This window comes from Kitasatospora sp. NPDC090091, assembly GCF_044747365.1.
In the GTDB taxonomy this organism is placed as follows: domain Bacteria; phylum Actinomycetota; class Actinomycetes; order Streptomycetales; family Streptomycetaceae; genus Kitasatospora.
Genome location: NZ_JBIVDY010000006.1, coordinates 358,603 through 378,293 on the forward strand (window position 1 = coordinate 358,603; position 19,691 = coordinate 378,293).

The window sequence follows — 19,691 nt, forward strand, 5'->3', positions numbered from 1 at the left end:
TGGGGCCGGGACACCGACGAGCACGAGGCCGCCGAGCAGCTCTTGGGGTTCGGCGGGGGCGGGGGCGGGGGGGGCGGCGGCGCGGGCGGGGGGGGGGGGGGGGGGGGGGGGGGGGGGGGGGGGGGCGGGGCGCGGGGCCCGCCCCCCCCCCCCCGGCCGGTGGCCGGCGGACCGTCAGTCGAAGATCCGCTCGTAGATGCCGGGCTCGCCGACCGTGTACCCGGTGTCCCGCGGCTTGGAGGAGACCACCAGGTTGATGCCCTCCTTGCTGACGCTCCAGCCTTCGAGGCCGAGCTGGTCCAGCAGCTCGCGCATCTCGTCGGTGGAGTAGGAGGCCCGCAGCGAGCGCATGAACTGGTTGGCGTCGCCGCCCGCGTACTGCAGGACGAAGGAGACCATGCCCTCGTCGGCGTCACGCGCCAGGTCGTACAGCAGCACGGTGCCGCCGGGGCGGCAGACCCGGTTCAGCTCGGGCAGGATGCGGGCCGGCTTGTCCCACCGGTTGATCGCGCAGAAGCTGAACACCACGTCGAAGCTGTCGTCCTCGAACGGCAGCCGGGTGTACCGGGCCCAGTCGCAGGCGAAGTCGCCGCCGTAGGAGACCAGGTTGGCGAAGATGGTGTTCTCCCGGGCCACCTCCAGGAAGGCGTCGTTGCTGTCCAGCCCGGTGAAGGTGGAGTCGGGGTGCTGGGCGGCCAGGCGCAGCGACAGCAGACCGCTGGCGCAGCCGATCTCCAGCACCTCCTTGTCCGGACCGCAGTCCGGCCCGATCAGCTTCATCATGTGCTGCATCGGGATGATCATGGAGGTGCGCACGCTCCGGTCGTACGCGCGGCACTCGTCGGTGTCCTCGAACGGGTCGCCCTGCGGGGTGCGCTCGGCGAGGTCGAAGATCCGGCCCCGGCGGGTCCGGCGGGTGGTCTCAGAGCTGGACAATGGGGAGTCCCTTCCGGCCGTCGGTGCGGTCGATCTGCCACTTCAGGATCTCGGTGCTCGCCGAGGTCGGCTGCGGGAGCCGGTAGTTGGCGTCCGAGTAGAAGCTCTTGGAGATGTTGTCGATGTAGTACCAGCCCTTCGGGTAGGTCACCTGGATCGCCTCGTCGTCGACCTCCAGGAGCCCCTTGGCGACCAGGTCGTCGACCTTGTCCTTGAAGTACTCGTACGGGTCGACGCCGTGCCGCTCGCGGTAGACCGAGCGCTTCACCCGCAGCAGCTTCAGGCCGAGGACGAGGCTGCGGCAGCGCTGCTCGTGCTCGTCGGTGTAGGCGCCCATGACGACCGGGAGCTGACCTTCGTTGCAGCGGCTGATGTACGCCTCGATGTCCGGCTCGTTGAGGTACATGTGGTTGTTCAGGTACCCGTAGGCACCGGAGCCGATGGCCACCATGTCCCCGCACCGGCCCCAGATCTGGGACAGGTGGTCGGTCAGGTAGAAGGTGTCCGTCTCCAGGCCGCGGTACGGCTTGCTGCCGTCCTTCAGCACCGGGTAGGTCTTGACGCCGGCCGCCTCCCACTCGGGCCGCATCGGCTCGATGAAGTCGTTGTAGGTCAGCGCCAGGTAGCCCGCGTCCATCAGCGTGGTGTGCAGGTACTGGTACATCTCGTCGGCCTCGCGGGTGCTCGGGCACGGCGGGGTGGCGCCGCTCTGCAGCGCGAAGAACACCTCCGAGCCGGGCATGACCGCGTAGTTGTAGACCGAGAACGACGTCACCGGCAGGTCCATCAGGGTGCGGATGTCCTGCGCCCAGAGGTCGGCGGTCTGACCGGGGATGCCGATCATGTAGTCGATGCAGAGGTTCTCCAGGCCGCTGCGGTCGATCAGCTCGATCGTCTTGGTGGCCGACTCGCCGGTGTGCGCGCGGGCCCGGCCGAGGTAGCGCAGCAGCGGGTCGTGGAAGGTCTGCACGCCCAGGCTCATCCGGTTGACGCCGTGCTTGAGCAGCACGTCCAGCTTCTGCTGGTCGACGTCGACCGGGGTGGACTCGATGGTGATCGAGCAGTCCGGGCTGAAGTTGAGCCGCTGCTTCATGAAGCCGAGCAGGTCGTCGAGCTCCTCGGCGCGCAGCGTGGTCGGCGTGCCGCCCCCGAAGTAGCCGGAGGTGAACACGGTGTCCCGGACGTGCGGCAGCTGCGAGTACAGGTCGATCTCGTTCTTCAGCGCCCGGATGTAGCGCTGCACCAGGGTGTTGCGGGTGGAGAACTTGTTGTACGGGCAGCTGGTGCAGACCTGGTTGCAGAACGGGATGTGCACGTAGAACGACGTGGTCTTGGGGAACTTCTCCCGCGTGGCGTAGATCTGGTCCGCCGTCAGGGGCTTGACGTCGCAGGGGTACCAGCGGACGAACTCGATGTCCCGCTCCGGGTAGTCCCGCCAGAAGCTCGGGGTGTCGAGGAAGTTCCGGGTGATCGCTTCTTGGGTCATCTGCCTCTCCGGTCGTCAGGGTGCGCGGTGGTGCTCGACGGTGAGTGCCATCGGGCCGTCCGGGTCGACCACCCAGTCGGCCATCTCCGCGGCGTCGAGCCGTGCGCGCAGTTCGGCGCAGGTCCAGGCGCCGCGGAGGGAGTCCAGGTAGGTGCGCAAGCGGTACTGGCCGTCGGCCGAGTCGTCGGCGGCCATCTCGCGCAGGGTGTATTCGAGGATGAACGGGTCGGGGTCCCGGCGCAGGTCGTTGACCAGCAGCCGGCCGCCGGGGGCCAGGGCCCCGGCGAAGCCCCGCAGCAGCTCGGCGGGTTCGGTGCACTCGCCGAGCGCGTGGACGCTGTAGACCAGCGGGTACCTGCCGGCCAGGCCGTCCGGCAGCGGGCCGCCGGGCCGCCAGTGGCCGACCGGCACCGCCTCGCCGAGCCGCTCGCGCAGCGGGGCGACGGCGTTCGGGTCGGTGCACAGGACCCGCAGGTCCACCGGGCGGCGGGCCAGCAGGAGGCCGGCGAACCCGCCGTAGCCGGGTCCGACCTCCAGCACCGGGCCGTCCGAGCAGGCGGCCTCCAGCAGGTCGAGGAACTCCTCCTTGTACTGGTTGCGGGCGGCCACGTACCGGTCGTAGGCGAGCCGGTCCGCCTCGTCGGCGAGCCGATGGCGGGTCGGCGTCCGGACGTCCGGCAGCAGGCCGGTGGACATGCTGCTCACACCTCCCTCAGCAGGGCGTACAGCTCCCGCTCGGTCTCGGCGACGGCCCGCAGGGCCTCCCGCAGCTCCCCGGCGAGGCGTTCGCGGACCGGGCCGAGCCCGTCCGCCGCGGCGGCCCGCAGCCGGGGCAGCCGCTCGCCGAGCAGGGCGGCCCGGGCGAGGGCGGCGGCGCCGCCGTCCAGCAGCTCCGCCTCCCGTGCCCGGTAGGCCGCGCCGAGCTCGGCGAAGTCGTCGGTCCAGTCGGGCAGCAGCAGCTTGATCACCCGCGCCCACTGCCCGGCGCTGTCGGCGCAGAGCAGCGCCGCGTCGGCCAGCCGGTGGTCGCCGGTGAGCTGCGCCGCCTCGGTCAGGAACTCCTGGAAGAGGTTGCGGAAGGCGTTCCCGCCGGTGCCGGCCAGCTCGAAGTCGACGAAGGCGCCGGCCAGTTCCTCGACCACCGAGAGCGCGGGGGCGTCGCTGCGCAGCAGGTGCTGCAGCCCGGCCCCGTAGGAGTCGAGGCCGCGCAGCCCGAAGGTGGGCACCGGCGGGTGCAGCATCGCCCGGCAGGAGTACCGGATGCCCTGGCGGACGTCCTCCTCGGTGGGCTGCCGGGCCGTCTTCCAGTCGGCCCGCAGCAGCGCGTGCCGGGGCGGGAACGGCTGGTGGGCCGAGGCCCGGGCGGTGGCCAGCTCGGCCGTGGTCAGGGTCTGCGGCCGGGCGGGCCGGTCCGAGACGGTGACGGTGCCGGCCTGCGGGTCGTGCCCGAGCACCACGATCGCGTGGGCGCCGAAGTGCCGGGTGGCCTGGAAGTACGGCAGGTGGAAGAGGTCCACGTAGATCACGGCCGGGCGGCCCTGGTCGAGCTCGTCCCGCAGCTCCGTCCAGGCCCGGTCCGGGTCGTCGTCGACGGCGACGTCCACGTCCAGGCCCACGCCGGCGGCCATCCGCCGGGTGAACTCCGGGAACGGGCCGTTGCGGCCGCCGGTGAAGCCGCGTCCGCCGGGCGGCGGCGGCAGGTGCATGAAGCTGATGCCGCCGGCCAGGCCGAACAGCATCGCCTCGCTGACCGGCAGGCCGTGCGCGGCCAGCTGCTTGCGCAGCGAGGCGGTCTCGCAGTGCGCGCCGCCGTACAGCGGCTCCGGGGCGGTGGTGCTCATGCGACTCCTCCCGGGGAGACGGGCCGCTCGGCCCAGGCGGCCCAGGCGAGCGCCTCCGGGGGGACGGCGCCGGCCGGTGCCGCCTCGGCGGCCTTCGCCTCGGCGGCGATCTCGTCCAGGACCGAGCGGGTGTAGGGGTTGGCGTCCGAGGGCGGGTAGTCCAGCGCCGTCCCGACCAGGACGTTGCGGATCGCCGCCCGCACGATGTCGGTGGGCAGCCCGCGCCCGGCCAGCTCGGCGGCCAGCTCGGCGCAGGCCTTGAGGGCGACCTTGGTGGCGGCCCGGTTGGCGGGGCCGACGACCTTCTCCGGCCCGAGCACCACCTCGCCGAGGTCGGCCGCGAGCGTCCGCAGCAGCCCGATCCGGCGCGGCGCGGAGGTCACCAGGACGGTTTTGAGGCCGAGCGCCACGGCGGTGAACTGGCAGACCGGCTTGAGCCCGACGACCTCGACGTTCAGCTCCGGCAGCTGGTCGGTCGGCACGCTGGTCGCCAGGTTGACGAAGAGCGGCCGGCGGCCGACCTCCTCGGTCAGCGCGGCGAGCCGGCGCAGTGCGGCCTCGGTCTCCTGCGGCGGCACGCAGATCAGCACGGTGTCGGCGGCCGACAGGATCTCGCGCTGGTCCATGTCGGGCAGCGAGAGGGCGGCGGCCACCCGCCGGGCGACCGCGGGGTCGTTGTCGTTGAGCAGGACCGGGAAGCGCTCGGCCAGCCGGTCGGCCAGCACCGCACCGAGCCGGCCGAGGCCGACGACGGCGATCGTGCCGGGGTCGTTGTGCCGGGGTTCCGCCGGATTGCCGGGGCGCAGACCGAGTGTCACGAAACCGCCTCCAGGTCCTCGATGGTGAGACTGCCGGGCTTGAGCATCCGGTCCATCGCCCGGCGGACCTGGGCCCGGTCGATCGGTGCAACGTGCGCCGGCACCCCGAACTCCGCGGTGACCCGCTCGGCGACGGCCGCGCAGAGCGCCTCCGGGTCGCCGCCGACGGCCTCGACCCGGATCTCCACCTGCTCCCCGGCCGGGCCGGCCGCCCAGTACAGGCCCGCGCCCTCGGTGGAGAGCACGGTCTGCTCCAGCGCCAGCTTGTTGATCCGCCGCCCGCCGACGATCAGCTGCTCGCTGACCCGCCCGTGGTGGGCGAGCACCCGGCGCGGGCTGCCGCAGGCGCAGGGTTCGGTGGAGACGGTGACGAAGTCCCCGCTGCGGTAGCGCAGCAGCGGCATGGCCCGGCCGGCCAGCGCGGTGATGACCAGCTCCCCGGCGGTGCCGTCCGGCACCGGCTCGGTGGTCTCCGGGTCGATCACCTCGAACAGGTGCCGGTCCTCCGTCAGGTGCAGGCTGCCCCGCTCGCAGACCAGCCCGAGCGAGTTGGTCTCGGTGGAGCCGTAGGCGTTGGACAGCTGCACGCCCCAGAGCGCGGCGATCTTCTCCAGCTTGGCCGGCGAGCAGGTCTCGCCCACGTACAGGAAGGTCTTGAGCCCGATCTCCGCCGGGTCACGGCCGGTGTCCTTGAGCATGTCGTACAGCCGCAGCGCCCGGCTCGGCGTGCAGATCAGCGCGGTCGGCCGGACGGTCCACATCATCTCGACCATCCGCTCGAACGGGCAGACCAGGCTGAGCGTGCCCACCGGGACCACCGCGGCGCCGACCTGCTCCAGCGCCCGGTCCAGGTCGTACGAGGCGAAGGCCAGCTCGTACGGGATGGCGATGAAGGCGAGGTCGCCGGGGCCGAGCACGTGGCCGACGGACTGCTCGACCGCCACGTTGCCGCGGATCCAGTCCTCGTAGGTGATCATCGAGGAGGTCGGGCTGCCGGTGGTCCCGGTGGACTCGCCGTAGCGGATCAGCTCCTCGCGGCCCACCGCGAGCAGGCCGAACGGGTAGGAGCCGCGCAGCTCCGCCTTGGTGGTGAACGGCAGCGCCCGCAGCCCGGCGGCGTCGGTCGGCCGCACCGAGCCGAACTCCCCGGCCCACTTCTCCCGGTAGAACGGCGAGTTGGCGAAGGCATGGTCCAACTGGCGGCGCAGCAGCGCGAACTGGTGGTCCGGCACCTGGTCCGGGCTGAGCTTCTCGAACGCCGCCAGGTCGGCCAGCGCGGCCTCGCGGATCTCCGGATAGCGCAGGTGCGGCGGTCGGTCGGCGGTGGTCACCGGGCATCCTCTCCAAACATCAGCTGGGTCTTGATCCGGGTGCGGGGGTCGAGCCCGAAGGCCTCCTCCGCCCGTTCGGCCGGCAGCCGGTGGGTGACCAGCAGCCCGGCCTCCTCGCGGTGCCCGGCCAGGAACTCCTGCGCCCGGGCGAAGCCGCCGGTGCCGCCGATCGAGCCGACCAGGGTCAGGGCGTTGGCCACCAGCAGGTCGGTGCGCAGCGCCGCGCTGCGGCGCAGCCCGAAGCAGAGCACCCGGCCGCGCGGTACGGCGCAGGCCAGCGCGGTGGCGAGGCCGTCGGCGCCGCTGGAGCAGTCCACCGTGAGGTCGTAGCGGGCGGCGGCGGTGAGGGCGGCGTAGCCGCCGGCCGACCGGGCGGCCTCGTCCGGCTCGGGGGCCTCGGTGCGCACCCGGGCGCTCGGCAGCAGCTCGGCGACGGCCGCGGCCTTCACCGGGTCCGCCTCCAGCAGCTCGACGTCCCCGGTCCCGTAGGCGCCGGTGAGCAGCAGGTAGGAGGCCAGGCCGAGGGCTCCGGCCCCGATCACCAGGACCCGCTCGTCGGGGCGCGGGGCGACCCGGTGCAGGCCCTGGGCGGCGACCGCGAAGAACTCGGAGAGCGCCAGCAGTCCGGGCCCCAGGCCGTGCCGGTCGGGGTAGAGGTAGCGGCGGTCGACCGTCCGCAGCCGGGTGGAGAAGCCGTCCACGGTGAGGCCGAACTTCTCGATCCGGGCGCAGACGTTGCGGTCGGTGCCGCACCGCGGGCAGTCGCCGCACCAGCGTGAGCAGTCGCCGGTGACCCACTGCCCGAGCAGGTCCCGGGCGTCCCGGCCGGTGTCGACCACCCGGCCGGCCCACTCGTGACCGAAGCGCAGCGGATAGCTGCTCGGCCCGCCGTAGGTGCCGTCGTACAGCGCCTGGTCGCTGCCGCACAGGGTGACCCGGTCGACCTCGACCAGCACCTCGTCCGGGCCGAGCGGCGCGGTCGGCGGCTTGGCCTCCTCGACCTCGATCCGCCCGGGGGCGGTGAGCCGCAGGTCCGGTCCGGCGCTCATCGCGCACCTCCGGCGGGCGGCTCCTGACGCGGCGGCAGGTGCTCGTTGAGCTCGGCCTCGATCCGCTCGCTCTCGGCCCGCGCCATGGTGATGCGGTCGCGCAGGCTGATCGAGTTGAGGCCCCACCACAGGTACCAGTTGTCATTGCCGAGGACGCGGGTCTGGATCTCGTCCAGGAGCGCGTCGTCCTCGATGACCGCGCGGGACGCGTAGTACTTGGGCACGATGAATCGCTCCGTTCCGGTGATCATTCCCTCGGCGACGGCGGTGGCGTGCAGGGCGGTGCCCCGGCACACCCGCAGTCCGAGGGTCCAGAAGGCGTGCACGTCGGGCGTGGCCGGCGGGACGAGCTGCTCCATCACGTCGAAGGTCTCGCGGACGGAGTCCCGGTCGTCGCCGGGGCTGCCGATGAACAGGCAGTGCTCGACCCGGATGCCGGCCTCCACGAAGCGGCGGTGGGAGTCGACGATCTGCCGCTGCCGGAAGTTCTTCTTCAGGCCGCGCAGGATCCGGTCACAGGCCGAGTCGGTGCCGAACTCCACGTAGTAGCAGCCGGTCCGGGCCATCAGGTCGACCAGCTCGGCGGTGACGTTGCCCGGGTTCACCATGCAGGACCACGGCATCTCGATGCCGCGCCGGACGAACTCGCGCAGCACCTCCAGCGAGTAGTTCAACGGCAGGTTGAACACCCCGTCGACGATCTCCAGGACCTCCAGGCCCTCGTCGCGCAGCCGCTCCACCTCGTCGGCCACCCGGGAGACCTCGTCGAACTTCACCCCCGTGCCGTCGACCAGGAAGTTGCTGCAGAAGACGCACTCCAGCACGCAGCCCTTCTTGGTCTGGATGGTCGCCGGCACCTTGAGGCTGCGGTCGTGCGTCTCGTACGAGTAGCTGAAGTAGCGCTGGTCGTAGAGTGCCGGGTCGGGGCGTTCCGCCTTGCGGTAGTCGATCCGGAAGACCGGGTCGCGCCGGTGGTAGCCGCCGTCCGGCAGCGGGCGGATCACCCCGGGCACGTCCAGCGGCTCCTCGCCGCGGGCCAGGTGGTCCAGCAGCGGCTGGACCGACTCCTCGGCGAAGCCGGTGATCCCGTAGTCGGCCTGGACGAAGTCCATCAGGTCCTCCGGCACGGTGGAGAACCCGGGACCGCCCAGGAGCACGGTGACGCCAGGCAGTTCGTCGCGCGACCAGTCGGCGACCTCGCGGGCGAGCGGGGTGTAGACGACCGGCTCCAGCATGCTCTGCGAGTCGACGTTGCGGATCGAGATCCCCACCACGTCCGGCTTGAAGGACCGCACCGCGGCCCGCACCACCGGCTCGTCCTCCTCCTCCCACATCAGGTCCAGCGTCTCGACCTGGTGCCCGGCCTCCCGGGCCTGGGTGGCGATGGTGACCATGCCGATCGGCAGCACCGGCCGGAAGGACTTCAGCTTGTTGATCGACACGAAGAGCACCTTCACGGCCGGCCTCCGTCGACCTCGGCGAGCACGGCCACCAGGCAGCGCAGCTGCTGCTCGCTCTGGTGCCAGTGCACGACCAGCCGCAGCAGGCCGAGCCGGCGGGCGACCGAGGCGATCAGGCCGCGCTCCTCCAGGGCGTCCACCAGCTTCTCCGGGCTCTGGTGGCGCACCGTCACCACGGTGAGCTCGGGCTCGGGGGCGACCTGGAAGCCGGCCCCGGTCAGCAGCCGCACCAGCAGCGCCCGGCGCTCCCAGAGCCCGGCCACCGCGGCCCGGTAGCCGCTGCGGCCCTGGGCGCGCAGCGCCGCCCAGGTGGCCAGCACGGCGCCGCCCGGCCGGGTGCCGAGCAGGGCCTGGTGGTCGAAGGTGCCCCGGTAGTGCGAGGAGGTGCGCAGCGCCGCGCCGTCCTGGGCGTCGCGGAACAGCACGTGCCCGGCGGGGATCGGCGCCCCGCCGTACTTGTGCGGGTCCAGGGTGACGGAGGTGACGCCGGGCACGGAGAACCCGATCGGCGGCAGCGGCTCGCCGAGCTCGCGGGCGAACGGCACCAGGAACCCGCCGGTGGCGGCGTCCACGTGGACCGGGACGCCGAGCTGCGCGGCGTGCGCGGCGATCGCCGGCACGTCGTCCACGGCGCCCGACTCGGAGCTGCCGGCGGTGGCCACCACCAGGGCGGTCTCCGGGGTGACGAGCGGCAGCAGCCGGTCGAGGTCGACCCGCAGCCGCTCGTCCGAGGGGACGCGCACGACCTCCACCGGGAGCAGCGCGGCGATCTTGTCGAAGGAGAAGTGCGCGCTGTCGCCCAGCAGGATCCGGGCCGGCACGTCCGCCCCGAACCGTGCCCGGTGGCGCCGGACGGCCGCCTGCACCGCCAGCAGGTTGGCCTCGGTGCCGCCCGAGGTGGACACGCCGGTCGCCCCGGGGCCGTCCATCAGGTCGGCCAGCATGGCCGTCACCTCGCCCTCGGCGCGGGCCAGCGACGGGAAGATCCGGTTGTCGCCGAGGTTGGCCTGCTGGTGGGCGGCGAAGACCTGCTCGGCCACCGGGAGCGGGGTCGAGCAGATCGAGTTGAAGACGGTGCCGTCCCGGTAGTCGTGGTCGTCCGCACAGAGCCCGGCGACCTCGGCCAGCACCTGCTCGACGGGGGTGCCCCGGTCGGGCAGCCCGCCGGCGGGCTCACCCGGCGGCGGGGACCCGGTGGGGGACGGCGAAGAACTGGGCAGCGTTGCCATGAGCGAGAGCCCTCACGATCTGCTCGGGGACACCATGGAGTCGGAGCCGGTGCACCGTCCGGGCCAGACCCAGCGGGTCGGCCGAGCCGAAGTGCAGGCCGGTGTTGAGCATCAGCCGCTCCGGGCCGAACCGTTCCAGCAGCCGCAGCACCTCGCGGTGCGACTGCTTCTCGCGGACCTGGAACAGCGCGTCCTGGCGCGGGGCGACCGCGATCCCGTACCCGCCGAGTCCGCGCAGCGCCGGGTGCTCGGCGAGCAGGTCGATCCGCTGCTCGTCGAGGTCGAGCAGGGCGATCGAGGCGGGGTCGATGCCGGCCCGCTCCACCGCGCCCGCCAGCGGCGCCAGCATCTCCCGGAACGGCGCGAGCGCGGGCGGCGACTCGACCAGCACCGGCACACCGCGTGCCGAGGCCAGCTTCAGCTGCCGCTCCAGCACCTCCACCTCGTCCGGGCCGCCGCTGCGCAGCGACAGCTCTCCCAGCGCCCGGACCCTCGGGTGGTCCAGGTACTCCTCCAGCGCCTCGATCCCGGCCAGCGCCCCGGACAGCCCCGCCATGTCGGCCGCGTGCACCGCGAGCGCCACGTGCAGGTCGATCCCGTACGCGGCGGCCCGCGAGGTCTCGGCCACCGCGAGCCGTTCGAACCGGGCGGCGAAGGCGCTGCCGGTGTCCCGGGCCTCCAGCGAGGCGGAGCACGGGGCGAGTGCCGTGAGCACCCCGCTGACGGCCATCAGCTCGTAGTCGTCGGCGTTGCGCAGGTCGCTGTGGATGTGGTGGTCGAACAGCGGCGTCAGGCCGGTGCCGTCCAGCGCCCGAGGGGCGAGCGGGGGCGGGGGCGGCGGCGGTCCGGGGGCGCGGCCGGCGGGCACGGCGGCCTCAGCCCCGGAGACCGTCGGCGGCGGCGATGGCGGTGGTCAGCACCTCGCGGCTGCGGCGCAGCGCGTGCTCGTACTGGTCGGCGTGGTTGTACAGCTCCACGCTGACGAAACCGTCGTAGCCGCCGCGGCCGAGCACCGAGAAGAAGCCGGCGAAGTCGATGTCGCCGTCCCCGGGGATCTCGTGGTGGTGCACCCGGCCCTTGATGTCCTCGACCTGGATGATCCGGGTGTACGGCAGGTTCCGCTCGACCGAGCCGAGGTAGTCCTCCTCCACCACCCGGCAGTGGCCGAGGTCCTGGGCGAGCGCGAAGCGGTCGGAGGCCAGCTTGTCGGCGAGCCGGGCCACCCCGTCGTTGGTCTCCAGGAAGAACTCCGGCTCGGGCTCCATCGCCAGCACCGCGCTGCCCGGGCCCTCCAGCACCTGCTGGATGCCCTCCTCCAGCCACTGCCGGGCCTGCTCCTCGGAGACCTCGGCCTTGCGCTTGCCGGTGGCGAAGTTGACGTAGGGGATGCCGAGTTCGTCGGCGATCCGGACGGACCGCCGCACCAGGTCGACCCGGCGGGCCCGGCCCTCGGCGGTGGGGTGGATCAGCGAGGGCTCGAACCGCTCCTCGCCCAGCAGGTTGTCCGCGCCGGCGGCCAGGCAGCAGGCGGTCAGGCCGGAGCGCTCCAGCGCCTTGCGGATCGGCGCGGCCTCGGCGGGGCCGAAGGCGAACGGGTCCAGGTGGGCCGGGTGGAGCGAGAGCTCGATCCCCTCGTAGCCGGCGTCGGCGACCGCCTCGATCGCCCGCTCCACCGAGATCGTCCGCAGGCCGTTGGCGTTGTAGGCAAGCTTGACCACAGCAGTACTCCTTGTCTCGGCCGGCGCTGACCGGCCGTCGGGTCCGGTGGGCTCACACCGGCGGATGGGTCACTTCTCGGCGGTGGCGTGCACGTGGAAGTCGTGCCAGGTCCGCAGCTCGATCCGGTGGAAGCCGGCGGCGCGCAGCATCTCCTCCAATTCGCCCAGGGAGAAGCGCAGGTGCACCTCCTCCGGGCCGGCGCCGTCGGGCTGCCGGGCGTACCAGGCCTCGATCTCCCGGTTGCGCTCCTTGTCGGCGGTCTTGCGGTAGTCGGCCAGCGCCACCCGCCCGCCGGGGCGCAGCACCCGGTGCATCTCGGCGATGGCGGCCGGCGCGTCGTCGGCCAGCTCGTGCAGGACGTAGGTGGAGATGACCAGGTCGGCGCTGTCGTCGGCGGCGGGCAGCGGCACCACGGAGCCCACGGTGCGGGTGACCCGGTCGGCCACCCCCTCCCGGGCGGCCCGGGAGGCGAGCACGTCCAGCAGCTCCGGGCTGCCGTCCACGCAGTGCACCGAGCCCTGCGGCCCGACCGCCCGGGCGGCCGGGACGGCCGCGTAGCCGGTGCCCGCGCCGACGTCGATCACCTGCTGGCCGGGCGCGGCGCCGACGGCGCGCAGCAGGTCCTGTACCTCGCCGAGCGCCCAGCGCAGCGGACCGTCGAGCCGGTAGACCGTCTCGGCGATCTCCGGGGAATGCGCGGTGTTCATGGCATGACTCCTTCGGGGGCCGAACGGGCCGTCCGGCCCTGCTGGTTCGGCGGGTCGGGGGGCCGGCGGGTCGGGGCGTGCTCGGGGGCGTGCGCGTCGCGCGCACGGCGCGATCGGGCACAGGGGGCGCCCCTGGGGGCGCCCGCGGGGCTCAGGCGTCGGCGAGGACGCTCTTCAGCAGGGGCTCGGGCACCGGCGTCTCGTGGTCGCCGTCCACGGTGTGCACCCGGCCGATCTCGGGCACCAGCACGAACCGCACCGCGCTGCCGGCCCGGCGCTTGTTGTCGCTGAGGATGACCTCGACGATCCGCTCCGGCGTGAACTCCTCCGGCACCGAGGTCGGGCTGCCCATCAGGGTGCCGAGCACGTGCTCCTGGCGCTCCAGCACCTCCGGGTCGGTGACCCCGAGGCGGATGCCCAGCCGGGCCGCGGCGCACATCCCGATGCCGACCGCCTCGCCGTGCAGCAGCCGGCCGCCGGAGAGGAACTCCACGGCGTGGCCGACCGTGTGGCCGTACTCCAGGATGATGCCGGTGCCGCGCTCACCCGGGTCCAGCTCCAGGATGCCCAGCTTGCTGCGGACCACCTCGTGGCAGACCCCGAGCAGGTCGTCCCGGATGCCGCCGACCCCGTCGGCCAGCAGGCCCTCCAGCCGGTCGAACCAGGCGGCGTCGTTGACCAGGCCGTTCTTCAGCGCCTCGACCAGCGCGCTGCGGTGCTGGCGCTCCGGCTCGGTGCGCAGCATCGCCACGTCGGCCCAGATGAAGATCGGCGCGTGGTAGACGCCGAACTGGTTCTTGCCGAGCGCGCCGTTGATGGCCTGCTTGTTGCTGAGGGTGCCGTCGGTGAGGTTGAGCATGGTGGTCGGGATCTCGACGAAGCGCAGGCCCCGGTAGACCATGGCGGCCGCCAGCCCGGCGAGGTTGCTGATCATGCCGCCGCCGAGGGCGCCGACGATCGAGTCCTTGGTGGCGCCGGCGGCGACCAGCCGCTCGCACAGGGCGGTCAGCTGCGGCCAGCCCTTGACCTGCTCGCCCTCGGCCACGGTGATCAGGTTGACCGCGACGCCGGCCCGGCCGAGCTTGTTGGCCAGGTCCCGGCCGAAGCGCTCGTACAGCGGCTCGCTGGTGACCAGGTAGAACTCGTCGAAGTCGTAGCGTCCCAGGTACTCGGGCAGGCGGTCGCCGGTCCCGTCGCCGAGATAGAAGGGGCAGCTCGGCTTGGTCCCGCTGGACAGCTCGATGATGGTTCCGTCGGACACGTCGGTCCTTTCGTGCAGGGTGTCGGAACGGGGGTGTCGGAACGGGTGGTGCGGGAACGCGGGTGGTTCCGGGTGCGCCCCCGCGCGCCCGCGCGCGACCGGCGCGCGGGCTGCGGAGCGTGTGGTCGGTGGGGTGGGTGGTGGTCGGTGCTGCGCCGGCGCTGCGTCGCCGGCGATGCCCGGCCGGCCGGTGCCGGGGTGGCGCTTCGCGGTGCGGCGCGGGTGCGGTGCCGGCGCGGACGCTCAGCGGTGCGCGAGGTAGCCGTCGAGGTCGAGCAGCCCGTTCCCGCTGACGCAGGCCACGATCACCTCGGACCGCCCGGTCTCGCGGGCCAGCACGGCCCGCTCCACCGCGGCGCGCAGGGCGTGGCAGGACTCCGGGGCGATCAGCATCCCCTCGGTGGAGAGCACCAGCCGCCCGGTCTCGAAGGCGTCCGCCTCCTCGTAGGCGGTCGCGTCGAGCAGCCCCTCGCCGCGCAGCACGCCGATCAGCGGCGAGCCGCTGTGCTGGCGCAGACCGCCGACGTGCGTCTCCGGGAGCTCGTAGTCCCGGCCCAGGGTGTACGACTTGCTGAGCGGGGTGACGCCCTCGGGGTCGGCGTGGTCGTAGCGCAGCGTGCCCCGGGTGAGCCGCGGGGCGCTCGCCGACTCGGCGCCGAGCAGCAGCAGCCCGTCCCCGCGCTCCGCCTTCTCGGCCAGGAACGGGCCCATGAAGCCGCCGAGGTTGCTGCCGCCGCCGACGCAGGCGATCAGCGCGTCCGGCTGCTCGCCGAGGGCGGCCAGCTGCGCCTTGGTCTCCTGGCCGATGACGGTCTGGTGGATCAGCACGTGCGCCAGGTTGCTGCCGGAGATGTAGCGGGTCTCCGGGTGCAGCGCGGCGTGGCTGATCGCCTCGCCGATCGCGGTGCCGAGCGAGCCGAGCAGGTGCCGGCCGTCACGCAGCAGGGCCTTGCCGACCGGGGTCTGCTCGCTCGGGGACGGGTACACCTCGGCGCCGAGCATCTCGATCAGCGCGTTCCGGCCGGGCTTCTGCCGGGCCGACACGCCGGCCCAGTAGATGACGGCCTTCAGGCCGAAGCGGCGGGCGGCCCAGGCCACCGCGTGGCCCCACTGGCCGGCGCCGGTCTCGGTGACCAGCGTCCCGACGCCCTGCTCGGCCGCGTAGTGGGCCTGGGCGATCGCCGAGTTGAGCTTGAAGCTGCCGGTCGGCAGGACGTCCTCGCGCTTGAGGTAGATCCGGGCCGGGGTGTCCAGGTAGCGCTCCAGGGCGCGGGCGCGCAGCAGCGGGGTCGGCCGCCCGATCGAGGCGAGCTCCTCGCGCACCCGCTCCGGGATCTCCAGGAAGGGCTCGGTGGCGGCGTCCTGGGCGCGGACGGCGTCGAGCCGGATCCGCTGCTGCAGGGCGATCCGCGAGCCCCAGTCGTCCTGCTCGGCGCCTTCGGGCTCGCGCGGCGGCGGCACGGCGCCCGGCAGGCTGGGGACGAGGTTGAACCAGTGCGACGGGACCGAACGGGGGTCCGCCGCGGCAGGCACCGGTACGGGGGTCCACGGGGCGGCTGGAGTCACGATGCATCCCTCTCGTCATCCGGATGGGGGAACCGTGCACGTCAGTCTCCGCAGCCGGAGGACCGGGTGAGAAGCGGATCGAGCGTTGTTGACCGGCTCAGTCAAGCTTCGGATCGGTTGCCCGGGTCGGACTTGACCGGAACGGTGGGAAAGCGGTCCCCGGCCCCGGATCCACCGGTTTCCGGGGCCCGGACCGCGCGGCCGGCAGCGCGGTGACCGATTCCGCGTCGCCTCGTTCCCCCCTCCGGGGGCCTGCGGCCGCAGTGACCCGCTGGCGCCCCAAGCGCCTCGAACCAGCAGCCGTACGGGAGTTCGGAACCATGAGTACCACCGGCAGGGCAGAGAAGACCGACCACCGCAAGCTCGGCGGCGCGCTGTACAGCGCGAAGGCGGTCCCCCAGGTCGTCGACGTCCCCGAGTTCGCCTTCCTCGCCGTCGACGGCGTCGGCGACCCCCAGCAGAGCCCCGGCTTCGGGCCGGCCATCGCGGCGTTGTACGCCACCTCCTACGCCCTCAAGTTCGCCGTCCGGGCCGAGACCGGCCTGGACTACGCGGTGATGCCGCTCGAAGGGCTCTGGCACAGCAGCGACCCGCACTTCGACGCGGTCTCCGCCGACTCCTACGGCCCCGGCGCCCGGGCCGGCTGGGAGTGGACCCTGCTGATCCGCCAGCCCGTGCCGTACACCGACGCGCAGCTGGCCGCCGCGCTCGCCAAGGCGGAGGCCAAGGCCGAGGGCGGGGCCGGCACCGAGGCGGTCGGCCGGGTGCGCCGGGAGTCCTTCGCCGAGGGCCGCTGCATCCAGGTGCTGCACAAGGGGCCGTACGAGACCGAGCCGCGCACCGTGAAGCTGCTGCACGACTACCTGCACACCGAGCGGCTCGCCGAGGCCGGCCGGCACCACGAGATCTACCTCTCCGACCCGACCAGGACCGCGCCCGAGCGGCGGCGCACCATCCTCCGGCAGCCGGTGTCCTGACCCCTTGGGACGTTCGGACCCGGACGGTGCCCCCGTGGCCGCCGTGGCGCGCACCCGTGCACCGTCCGAGTACCGCAGGTGCTACCGGTGGGCCCGCTGGACAGCCCCGGAGGGCCCCCCTAGCATCGGGAGAATCCCCGCCCGGGTCGGTTGCCCGCCGGGGTCCGTCTTCGCCCGGTTTCGGGCCTGCCCCCGGGGTGGTGTCCGCACGGACCCGCCCCGGGGCGACGACGACTAGGGACGTCCGACCCTGGCGCGCACGGGGGGTGATCGCGCAGGTTTTGCAGTGATGTGCGATCGATCGGCGTGCGTGTCAGCGACCCGTCCGTCGCCAGGTGTCGGCCCCGCAGGCCCGGACTCGGCTCCGGTGGCAGGACCGTGCGACGGACCCGAGAACCGGAGGGCTTCAGTCCGCTATGAAGATCGACACGCTCAGCAGCCACGACGAGCGACTGCGCCGGGCCATCCCGCACATCGTGGCCCAGGTCAGGGACGGTGAGGCGGCCGTCTCCCTGGAAGAGCTCGCGATGGCCACCAACACCTCTCCCGACTACCTGCGCCGGGTGTTCCGGCACCAGGTCGGTGAACCCATTCACCGGTACGTGCGCAGACTCAGACTCTCCCTCGCGGCCTACCGGCTGGTGTACGGGGACCGCACGATCATCGACATCGCGGTGAGCGCCGGGTACAACTCGCACGCGGCGTTCACCCGCGCGTTCCGGTCCGCGTACGGGATCTGTCCCACCGACCTGCGGACCAACCCGCAGAACACCACCTGGAACACCGCCGGCGCGGCCGGCACGGACATCCGCCCGGCGGCCATCCCGCAGCGCCGGGTCGCCTTCTACTCCCACCTCGGCCCGATCGACAGCGCCAACACCGCGTGGGAACGGCTGCGCGGCTGGCTCACCACCCAGGGGCACTGCCCCGCCCGCTCCAAGGCGCTGGGCGTCTCCTACGACGACCCGGACTTCTTCATCGGTGCCCGGACCAGGCACGACATCTGCGTCCCGGTCTCCGACCGCTTCGACCCGCAGGCCCGCGACGGCATGGGGGTCCAGGTGGTGCCCGCCTCGACCGGGCTGGCGATGCGCCACGTCGGCCCGCCCGAACTGATTCCGTTCACCTATATGCACCTGGCGGTCAGCGCCGCCACCAAGGGCATGCAGCGCACCGAACGCCCGCCCCTCCCTTATTACTTGGAGTTCTCCTCGTTCCCGTCCGCCCACCCCGAGCGCCAGGTCGCGGTGGACGTCTACCTGATGCCGCACGCCCGCCGGGCCTGATCCGCGGCGGTCCGGTGCCCGGGCAGTGGGCGCCGTGCCGTCGGCGGCAGACCGGCCGCCGACCGGGCCGGGACGGCGGGAGCACCCTGCGCGTCCCCCACCCCAGGGCGCCTCCGACGGTTCGCAGCCGATGCGATCCGAAGGAGGCGCCCTGGGCCGTCCGGGTGACATAGTGGCCCGCGGACACGGCATGGTGCCGCGTCAGATCGCGGCACGGGCAAGGTCGTACGGGGGGATTCCCGCAGGTCGTCGCCCGGTCGCCCGGCAACCAAGCAAAGGATGGTTACCCGTGCGGTCCGAGAAGGCTTCGGCCACCTCCGCACCTGTGGCCGCCAGTCAGTCACTGACGCTGGCGGGTATGCTCTTCGCCGTCTCGATGACCTTCATCGACCAGACGATCATCTCCATCGCCGCCCCGGACATCATCCGTGAGCTGCAGCTCTCCTCCATGGGCATGCAGTGGGTGGTCAACGCCTACCTGCTCGCGCTGGCGGCCTTCTTCGCCCTGGGCGGACGGCTCGCGGACGTCCTCGGCCACAAGCGGATGATGGTCGTCGGCACGCTGACCTTCGTCATCGCCTCGGCCCTCTGCGGTGCGGTGCCCTCGGGCGGCGCGGCGCAGACCTGGCTGATCGCCTTCCGCGCGCTCCAGGGGGTCGGCGCCGCGTTCATGTTCCCGGCCGCGCTCGCGGTCGTGGTCGAGGTCTTCCCGGTGGCGCGGCGCGGCCGCGCGCTGGCGCTCTTCTTCGGCGTGGCCGGCGGCCTGACCGCGATCGGCCCGATCCTCGGCGGCTGGCTCACCAGCTGGACCTGGCGGGCGATCTTCTGGGTCAACGTGCCGGTCGCCGTCGTCGCGCTGGCCCTGACCGCCATGGCGAAGATCCGCAACACCCCGCGCAGCGAGCCGATCGACTGGGTCGGCGCGGCCCTGGCGGCGCTCGGCATGGGCCTGAGCGTGTGCGGCCTCCAGCAGGCCGCGACCTGGGGCTGGGACAGCCCGGCGACCTGGCTCTGCATCGGCGGCGGCCTCGCCGTGCTGGTCGTCTTCGTCCTGGTCGAACTGCGCAGCGCGGACCCGCTGATCAAGCTGCGGGTGTTCGCCGACCGCGCGTTCGCCGCCGACAACGCGGTGCTCTTCTTCGCGATGATCGCCTTCGTCCCGGTGTTCTTCTTCGCCTCGGTCTACGCGCAGGTGGCCCTCGACCAGTCGGCCAACGACGCCGGCCTGTACCTGCTGATCTTCTTCGCGGGCTTCGGCCCCGCCTCGCAGATCGGCGGCCGGCTGCTGGACCGCCGCGGCGCCAAGCTGCCGATGATGCTGGGCACCGCGCTCTCCGCCGCCGGCTTCGCGCTCTGGGCCGGGAAGATCACCGACCTTTCGCTCGGCGCGCAGTGGCCGTACATCGTGATGGCCGGCGCCGGCATCGGCCTGTTGCTCACGGCCGCCTCGACCGACGCCGTCAACCGCGCCATCGGCGCCTCCTACGGCGAGGTCACCGGCATCACCCAGACGGTGCGCAACTACTCGGCCAGCCTGGGTCTCGCCGTCCTCGGCACGGTCCTGCTCAACAGCACCACCGCCAACATCGAGAAGACCCTGCAGGGCCAGGGCCTCCCGGTGGACGCCGCGCACAGCACGGCCGAGATGATCACCAAGAGCATCACCGGTCACGGGGAGGCGGGCAGCGCCCCGTCCGACGCCCCGGCGGCGCTCATGAACGCCATCCGCCACGACTTCGCCGCGGCCAACGGGCCGGTGCTGTACGGCATGGCGGTGGCGCTCGCGGTCGCGTTCGTCTGCGCGCTGTTCCACCCCGGCACCCGGGTGACCGCCGAGACGGCCCAGCCCGAGAAGGCCGCTGCCGAGGCAGCGGCCTGACGTACGGCCAGGGCTGATGGGTCGTCGGGTCGCAGGACCCGGCGGCCCCTCGGTGTTCCTCCTCTCCATTCCTCTCGTCCTCTCCGGCGGCAACCCGGAACTCGCCGTTCGCTCGTACGGATTGATCTGCCGGGCGGCGCGGTTGC

General features: G+C 73.1%; 17 protein-coding genes. 3 read left to right on the forward strand and 14 right to left on the reverse strand.

The features are described 5' to 3' along the window. Window positions 1-174: 174 nt before the first annotated feature. The 14 genes from ACIPSC_RS13355 to ACIPSC_RS13420 all read right to left on the reverse strand — a co-directional run bounded on the left by ACIPSC_RS13355 (window position 175) and on the right by ACIPSC_RS13420 (window position 15,403). Entirely contained in the window at window positions 175-936 is a 762-nt protein-coding gene (locus ACIPSC_RS13355; protein ID WP_400825410.1) for a class I SAM-dependent methyltransferase, read from the reverse strand. Beyond that, window positions 923-2,422 (reverse strand): coproporphyrinogen-III oxidase family protein, encoded by a 1,500-nt coding sequence (locus tag ACIPSC_RS13360; protein WP_400825412.1) that lies wholly within the window; start codon window positions 2,420-2,422, stop codon window positions 923-925. Before ACIPSC_RS13360 ends, ACIPSC_RS13355 begins: the two co-directional genes overlap by 14 nt. 15 nt (window positions 2,423-2,437) lie before the next feature. Next, window positions 2,438-3,118, reverse strand: a complete 681-nt coding sequence (locus ACIPSC_RS13365) for a class I SAM-dependent methyltransferase (RefSeq protein ID WP_400825535.1) — start codon at window positions 3,116-3,118, stop codon at window positions 2,438-2,440. A 5-nt stretch (window positions 3,119-3,123) separates the two neighbouring features. Beyond that, window positions 3,124-4,263 carry a BtrH N-terminal domain-containing protein gene (locus ACIPSC_RS13370; RefSeq protein ID WP_400825414.1) on the reverse strand — a complete coding sequence of 380 codons (1,140 nt, stop codon included), beginning with the start codon at window positions 4,261-4,263 and terminating at the stop codon, window positions 3,124-3,126. Then, entirely contained in the window at window positions 4,260-5,081 is an 822-nt protein-coding gene (locus ACIPSC_RS13375; protein ID WP_400825415.1) for an NAD(P)-binding domain-containing protein, read from the reverse strand. The genes ACIPSC_RS13370 and ACIPSC_RS13375 overlap by 4 nt, the downstream gene beginning before the upstream one ends. Continuing rightward, window positions 5,078-6,412 carry a phenylacetate--CoA ligase family protein gene (locus tag ACIPSC_RS13380; RefSeq protein WP_400825416.1) on the reverse strand — a complete coding sequence of 445 codons (1,335 nt, stop codon included), beginning with the start codon at window positions 6,410-6,412 and terminating at the stop codon, window positions 5,078-5,080. The genes ACIPSC_RS13375 and ACIPSC_RS13380 overlap by 4 nt, the downstream gene beginning before the upstream one ends. Continuing rightward, window positions 6,409-7,461: a zinc-binding dehydrogenase gene (locus tag ACIPSC_RS13385; protein ID WP_400825417.1), complete on the reverse strand. Its 1,053-nt coding sequence runs from the start codon at window positions 7,459-7,461 to the stop codon at window positions 6,409-6,411. The genes ACIPSC_RS13380 and ACIPSC_RS13385 overlap by 4 nt, the downstream gene beginning before the upstream one ends. After that, on the reverse strand, window positions 7,458-8,918 hold the full coding sequence (locus tag ACIPSC_RS13390; protein WP_400825420.1) for a B12-binding domain-containing radical SAM protein: 1,461 nt from the start codon (window positions 8,916-8,918) through the stop codon (window positions 7,458-7,460). The genes ACIPSC_RS13385 and ACIPSC_RS13390 overlap by 4 nt, the downstream gene beginning before the upstream one ends. Further along, window positions 8,915-10,150 (reverse strand): tyrosine decarboxylase MfnA, encoded by a 1,236-nt coding sequence (mfnA, locus tag ACIPSC_RS13395; protein WP_400825422.1) that lies wholly within the window; start codon window positions 10,148-10,150, stop codon window positions 8,915-8,917. The genes ACIPSC_RS13390 and mfnA overlap by 4 nt, the downstream gene beginning before the upstream one ends. Next, window positions 10,095-11,018, reverse strand: coding sequence for a deoxyribonuclease (locus tag ACIPSC_RS13400; RefSeq protein ID WP_400825423.1), 924 nt, complete (start codon window positions 11,016-11,018; stop codon window positions 10,095-10,097). Before ACIPSC_RS13400 ends, mfnA begins: the two co-directional genes overlap by 56 nt. 7 nt (window positions 11,019-11,025) lie before the next feature. Then, window positions 11,026-11,868, reverse strand: coding sequence for a sugar phosphate isomerase/epimerase family protein (locus tag ACIPSC_RS13405; protein ID WP_400825425.1), 843 nt, complete (start codon window positions 11,866-11,868; stop codon window positions 11,026-11,028). Between the two features lie 69 nt (window positions 11,869-11,937). Continuing rightward, the gene (locus ACIPSC_RS13410; RefSeq protein WP_400825428.1) at window positions 11,938-12,576 is read right to left on the reverse strand and encodes a class I SAM-dependent methyltransferase; all 639 of its coding nucleotides are present in this window, start codon (window positions 12,574-12,576) and stop codon (window positions 11,938-11,940) included. A 151-nt stretch (window positions 12,577-12,727) separates the two neighbouring features. Next, complete coding sequence (locus ACIPSC_RS13415; RefSeq protein ID WP_400825430.1) at window positions 12,728-13,837, reverse strand: 2-deoxy-scyllo-inosose synthase; 1,110 nt, start codon at window positions 13,835-13,837, stop codon at window positions 12,728-12,730. A 243-nt stretch (window positions 13,838-14,080) separates the two neighbouring features. Beyond that, window positions 14,081-15,403 carry a TrpB-like pyridoxal phosphate-dependent enzyme gene (locus ACIPSC_RS13420; protein ID WP_400825432.1) on the reverse strand — a complete coding sequence of 441 codons (1,323 nt, stop codon included), beginning with the start codon at window positions 15,401-15,403 and terminating at the stop codon, window positions 14,081-14,083. Window positions 15,404-15,723: 320 nt separating this feature from the next. On the opposite strand from ACIPSC_RS13420, the gene ACIPSC_RS13425 reads away from it, so the two are divergent. The 3 genes from ACIPSC_RS13425 (at window position 15,724) to ACIPSC_RS13435 (ending at window position 19,545) form a co-directional block, all read left to right on the forward strand. Next, window positions 15,724-16,380, forward strand: a complete 657-nt coding sequence (locus ACIPSC_RS13425) for a GyrI-like domain-containing protein (protein WP_400825433.1) — start codon at window positions 15,724-15,726, stop codon at window positions 16,378-16,380. Between the two features lie 416 nt (window positions 16,381-16,796). After that, window positions 16,797-17,666, forward strand: a complete 870-nt coding sequence (locus ACIPSC_RS13430) for a helix-turn-helix domain-containing protein (RefSeq protein WP_313762489.1) — start codon at window positions 16,797-16,799, stop codon at window positions 17,664-17,666. A 289-nt stretch (window positions 17,667-17,955) separates the two neighbouring features. Continuing rightward, window positions 17,956-19,545, forward strand: coding sequence for an MFS transporter (locus ACIPSC_RS13435; protein ID WP_400825435.1), 1,590 nt, complete (start codon window positions 17,956-17,958; stop codon window positions 19,543-19,545). Window positions 19,546-19,691: the final 146 nt, after the last annotated feature.

Excerpts from the sequence above, each read along its gene's own strand:
- ACIPSC_RS13385 (WP_400825417.1), bottom strand. The coding sequence starts at position 7,461 with ATGAGCGCCGGACCGGACCTGCGGCTCACCGCCCCCGGGCGGATCGAG.
- ACIPSC_RS13430 (WP_313762489.1), top strand. The coding sequence starts at position 16,797 with ATGAAGATCGACACGCTCAGCAGCCACGACGAGCGACTGCGCCGGGCC.
- ACIPSC_RS13360 (WP_400825412.1), bottom strand. The coding sequence starts at position 2,422 with ATGACCCAAGAAGCGATCACCCGGAACTTCCTCGACACCCCGAGCTTC.
- ACIPSC_RS13410 (WP_400825428.1), bottom strand. The coding sequence starts at position 12,576 with ATGAACACCGCGCATTCCCCGGAGATCGCCGAGACGGTCTACCGGCTC.
- ACIPSC_RS13365 (WP_400825535.1), bottom strand. The coding sequence starts at position 3,118 with ATGTCCACCGGCCTGCTGCCGGACGTCCGGACGCCGACCCGCCATCGG.
- ACIPSC_RS13425 (WP_400825433.1), top strand. The coding sequence starts at position 15,724 with ATGAGTACCACCGGCAGGGCAGAGAAGACCGACCACCGCAAGCTCGGC.
- ACIPSC_RS13370 (WP_400825414.1), bottom strand. The coding sequence starts at position 4,263 with ATGAGCACCACCGCCCCGGAGCCGCTGTACGGCGGCGCGCACTGCGAG.
- mfnA (WP_400825422.1), bottom strand. The coding sequence starts at position 10,150 with ATGGCAACGCTGCCCAGTTCTTCGCCGTCCCCCACCGGGTCCCCGCCG.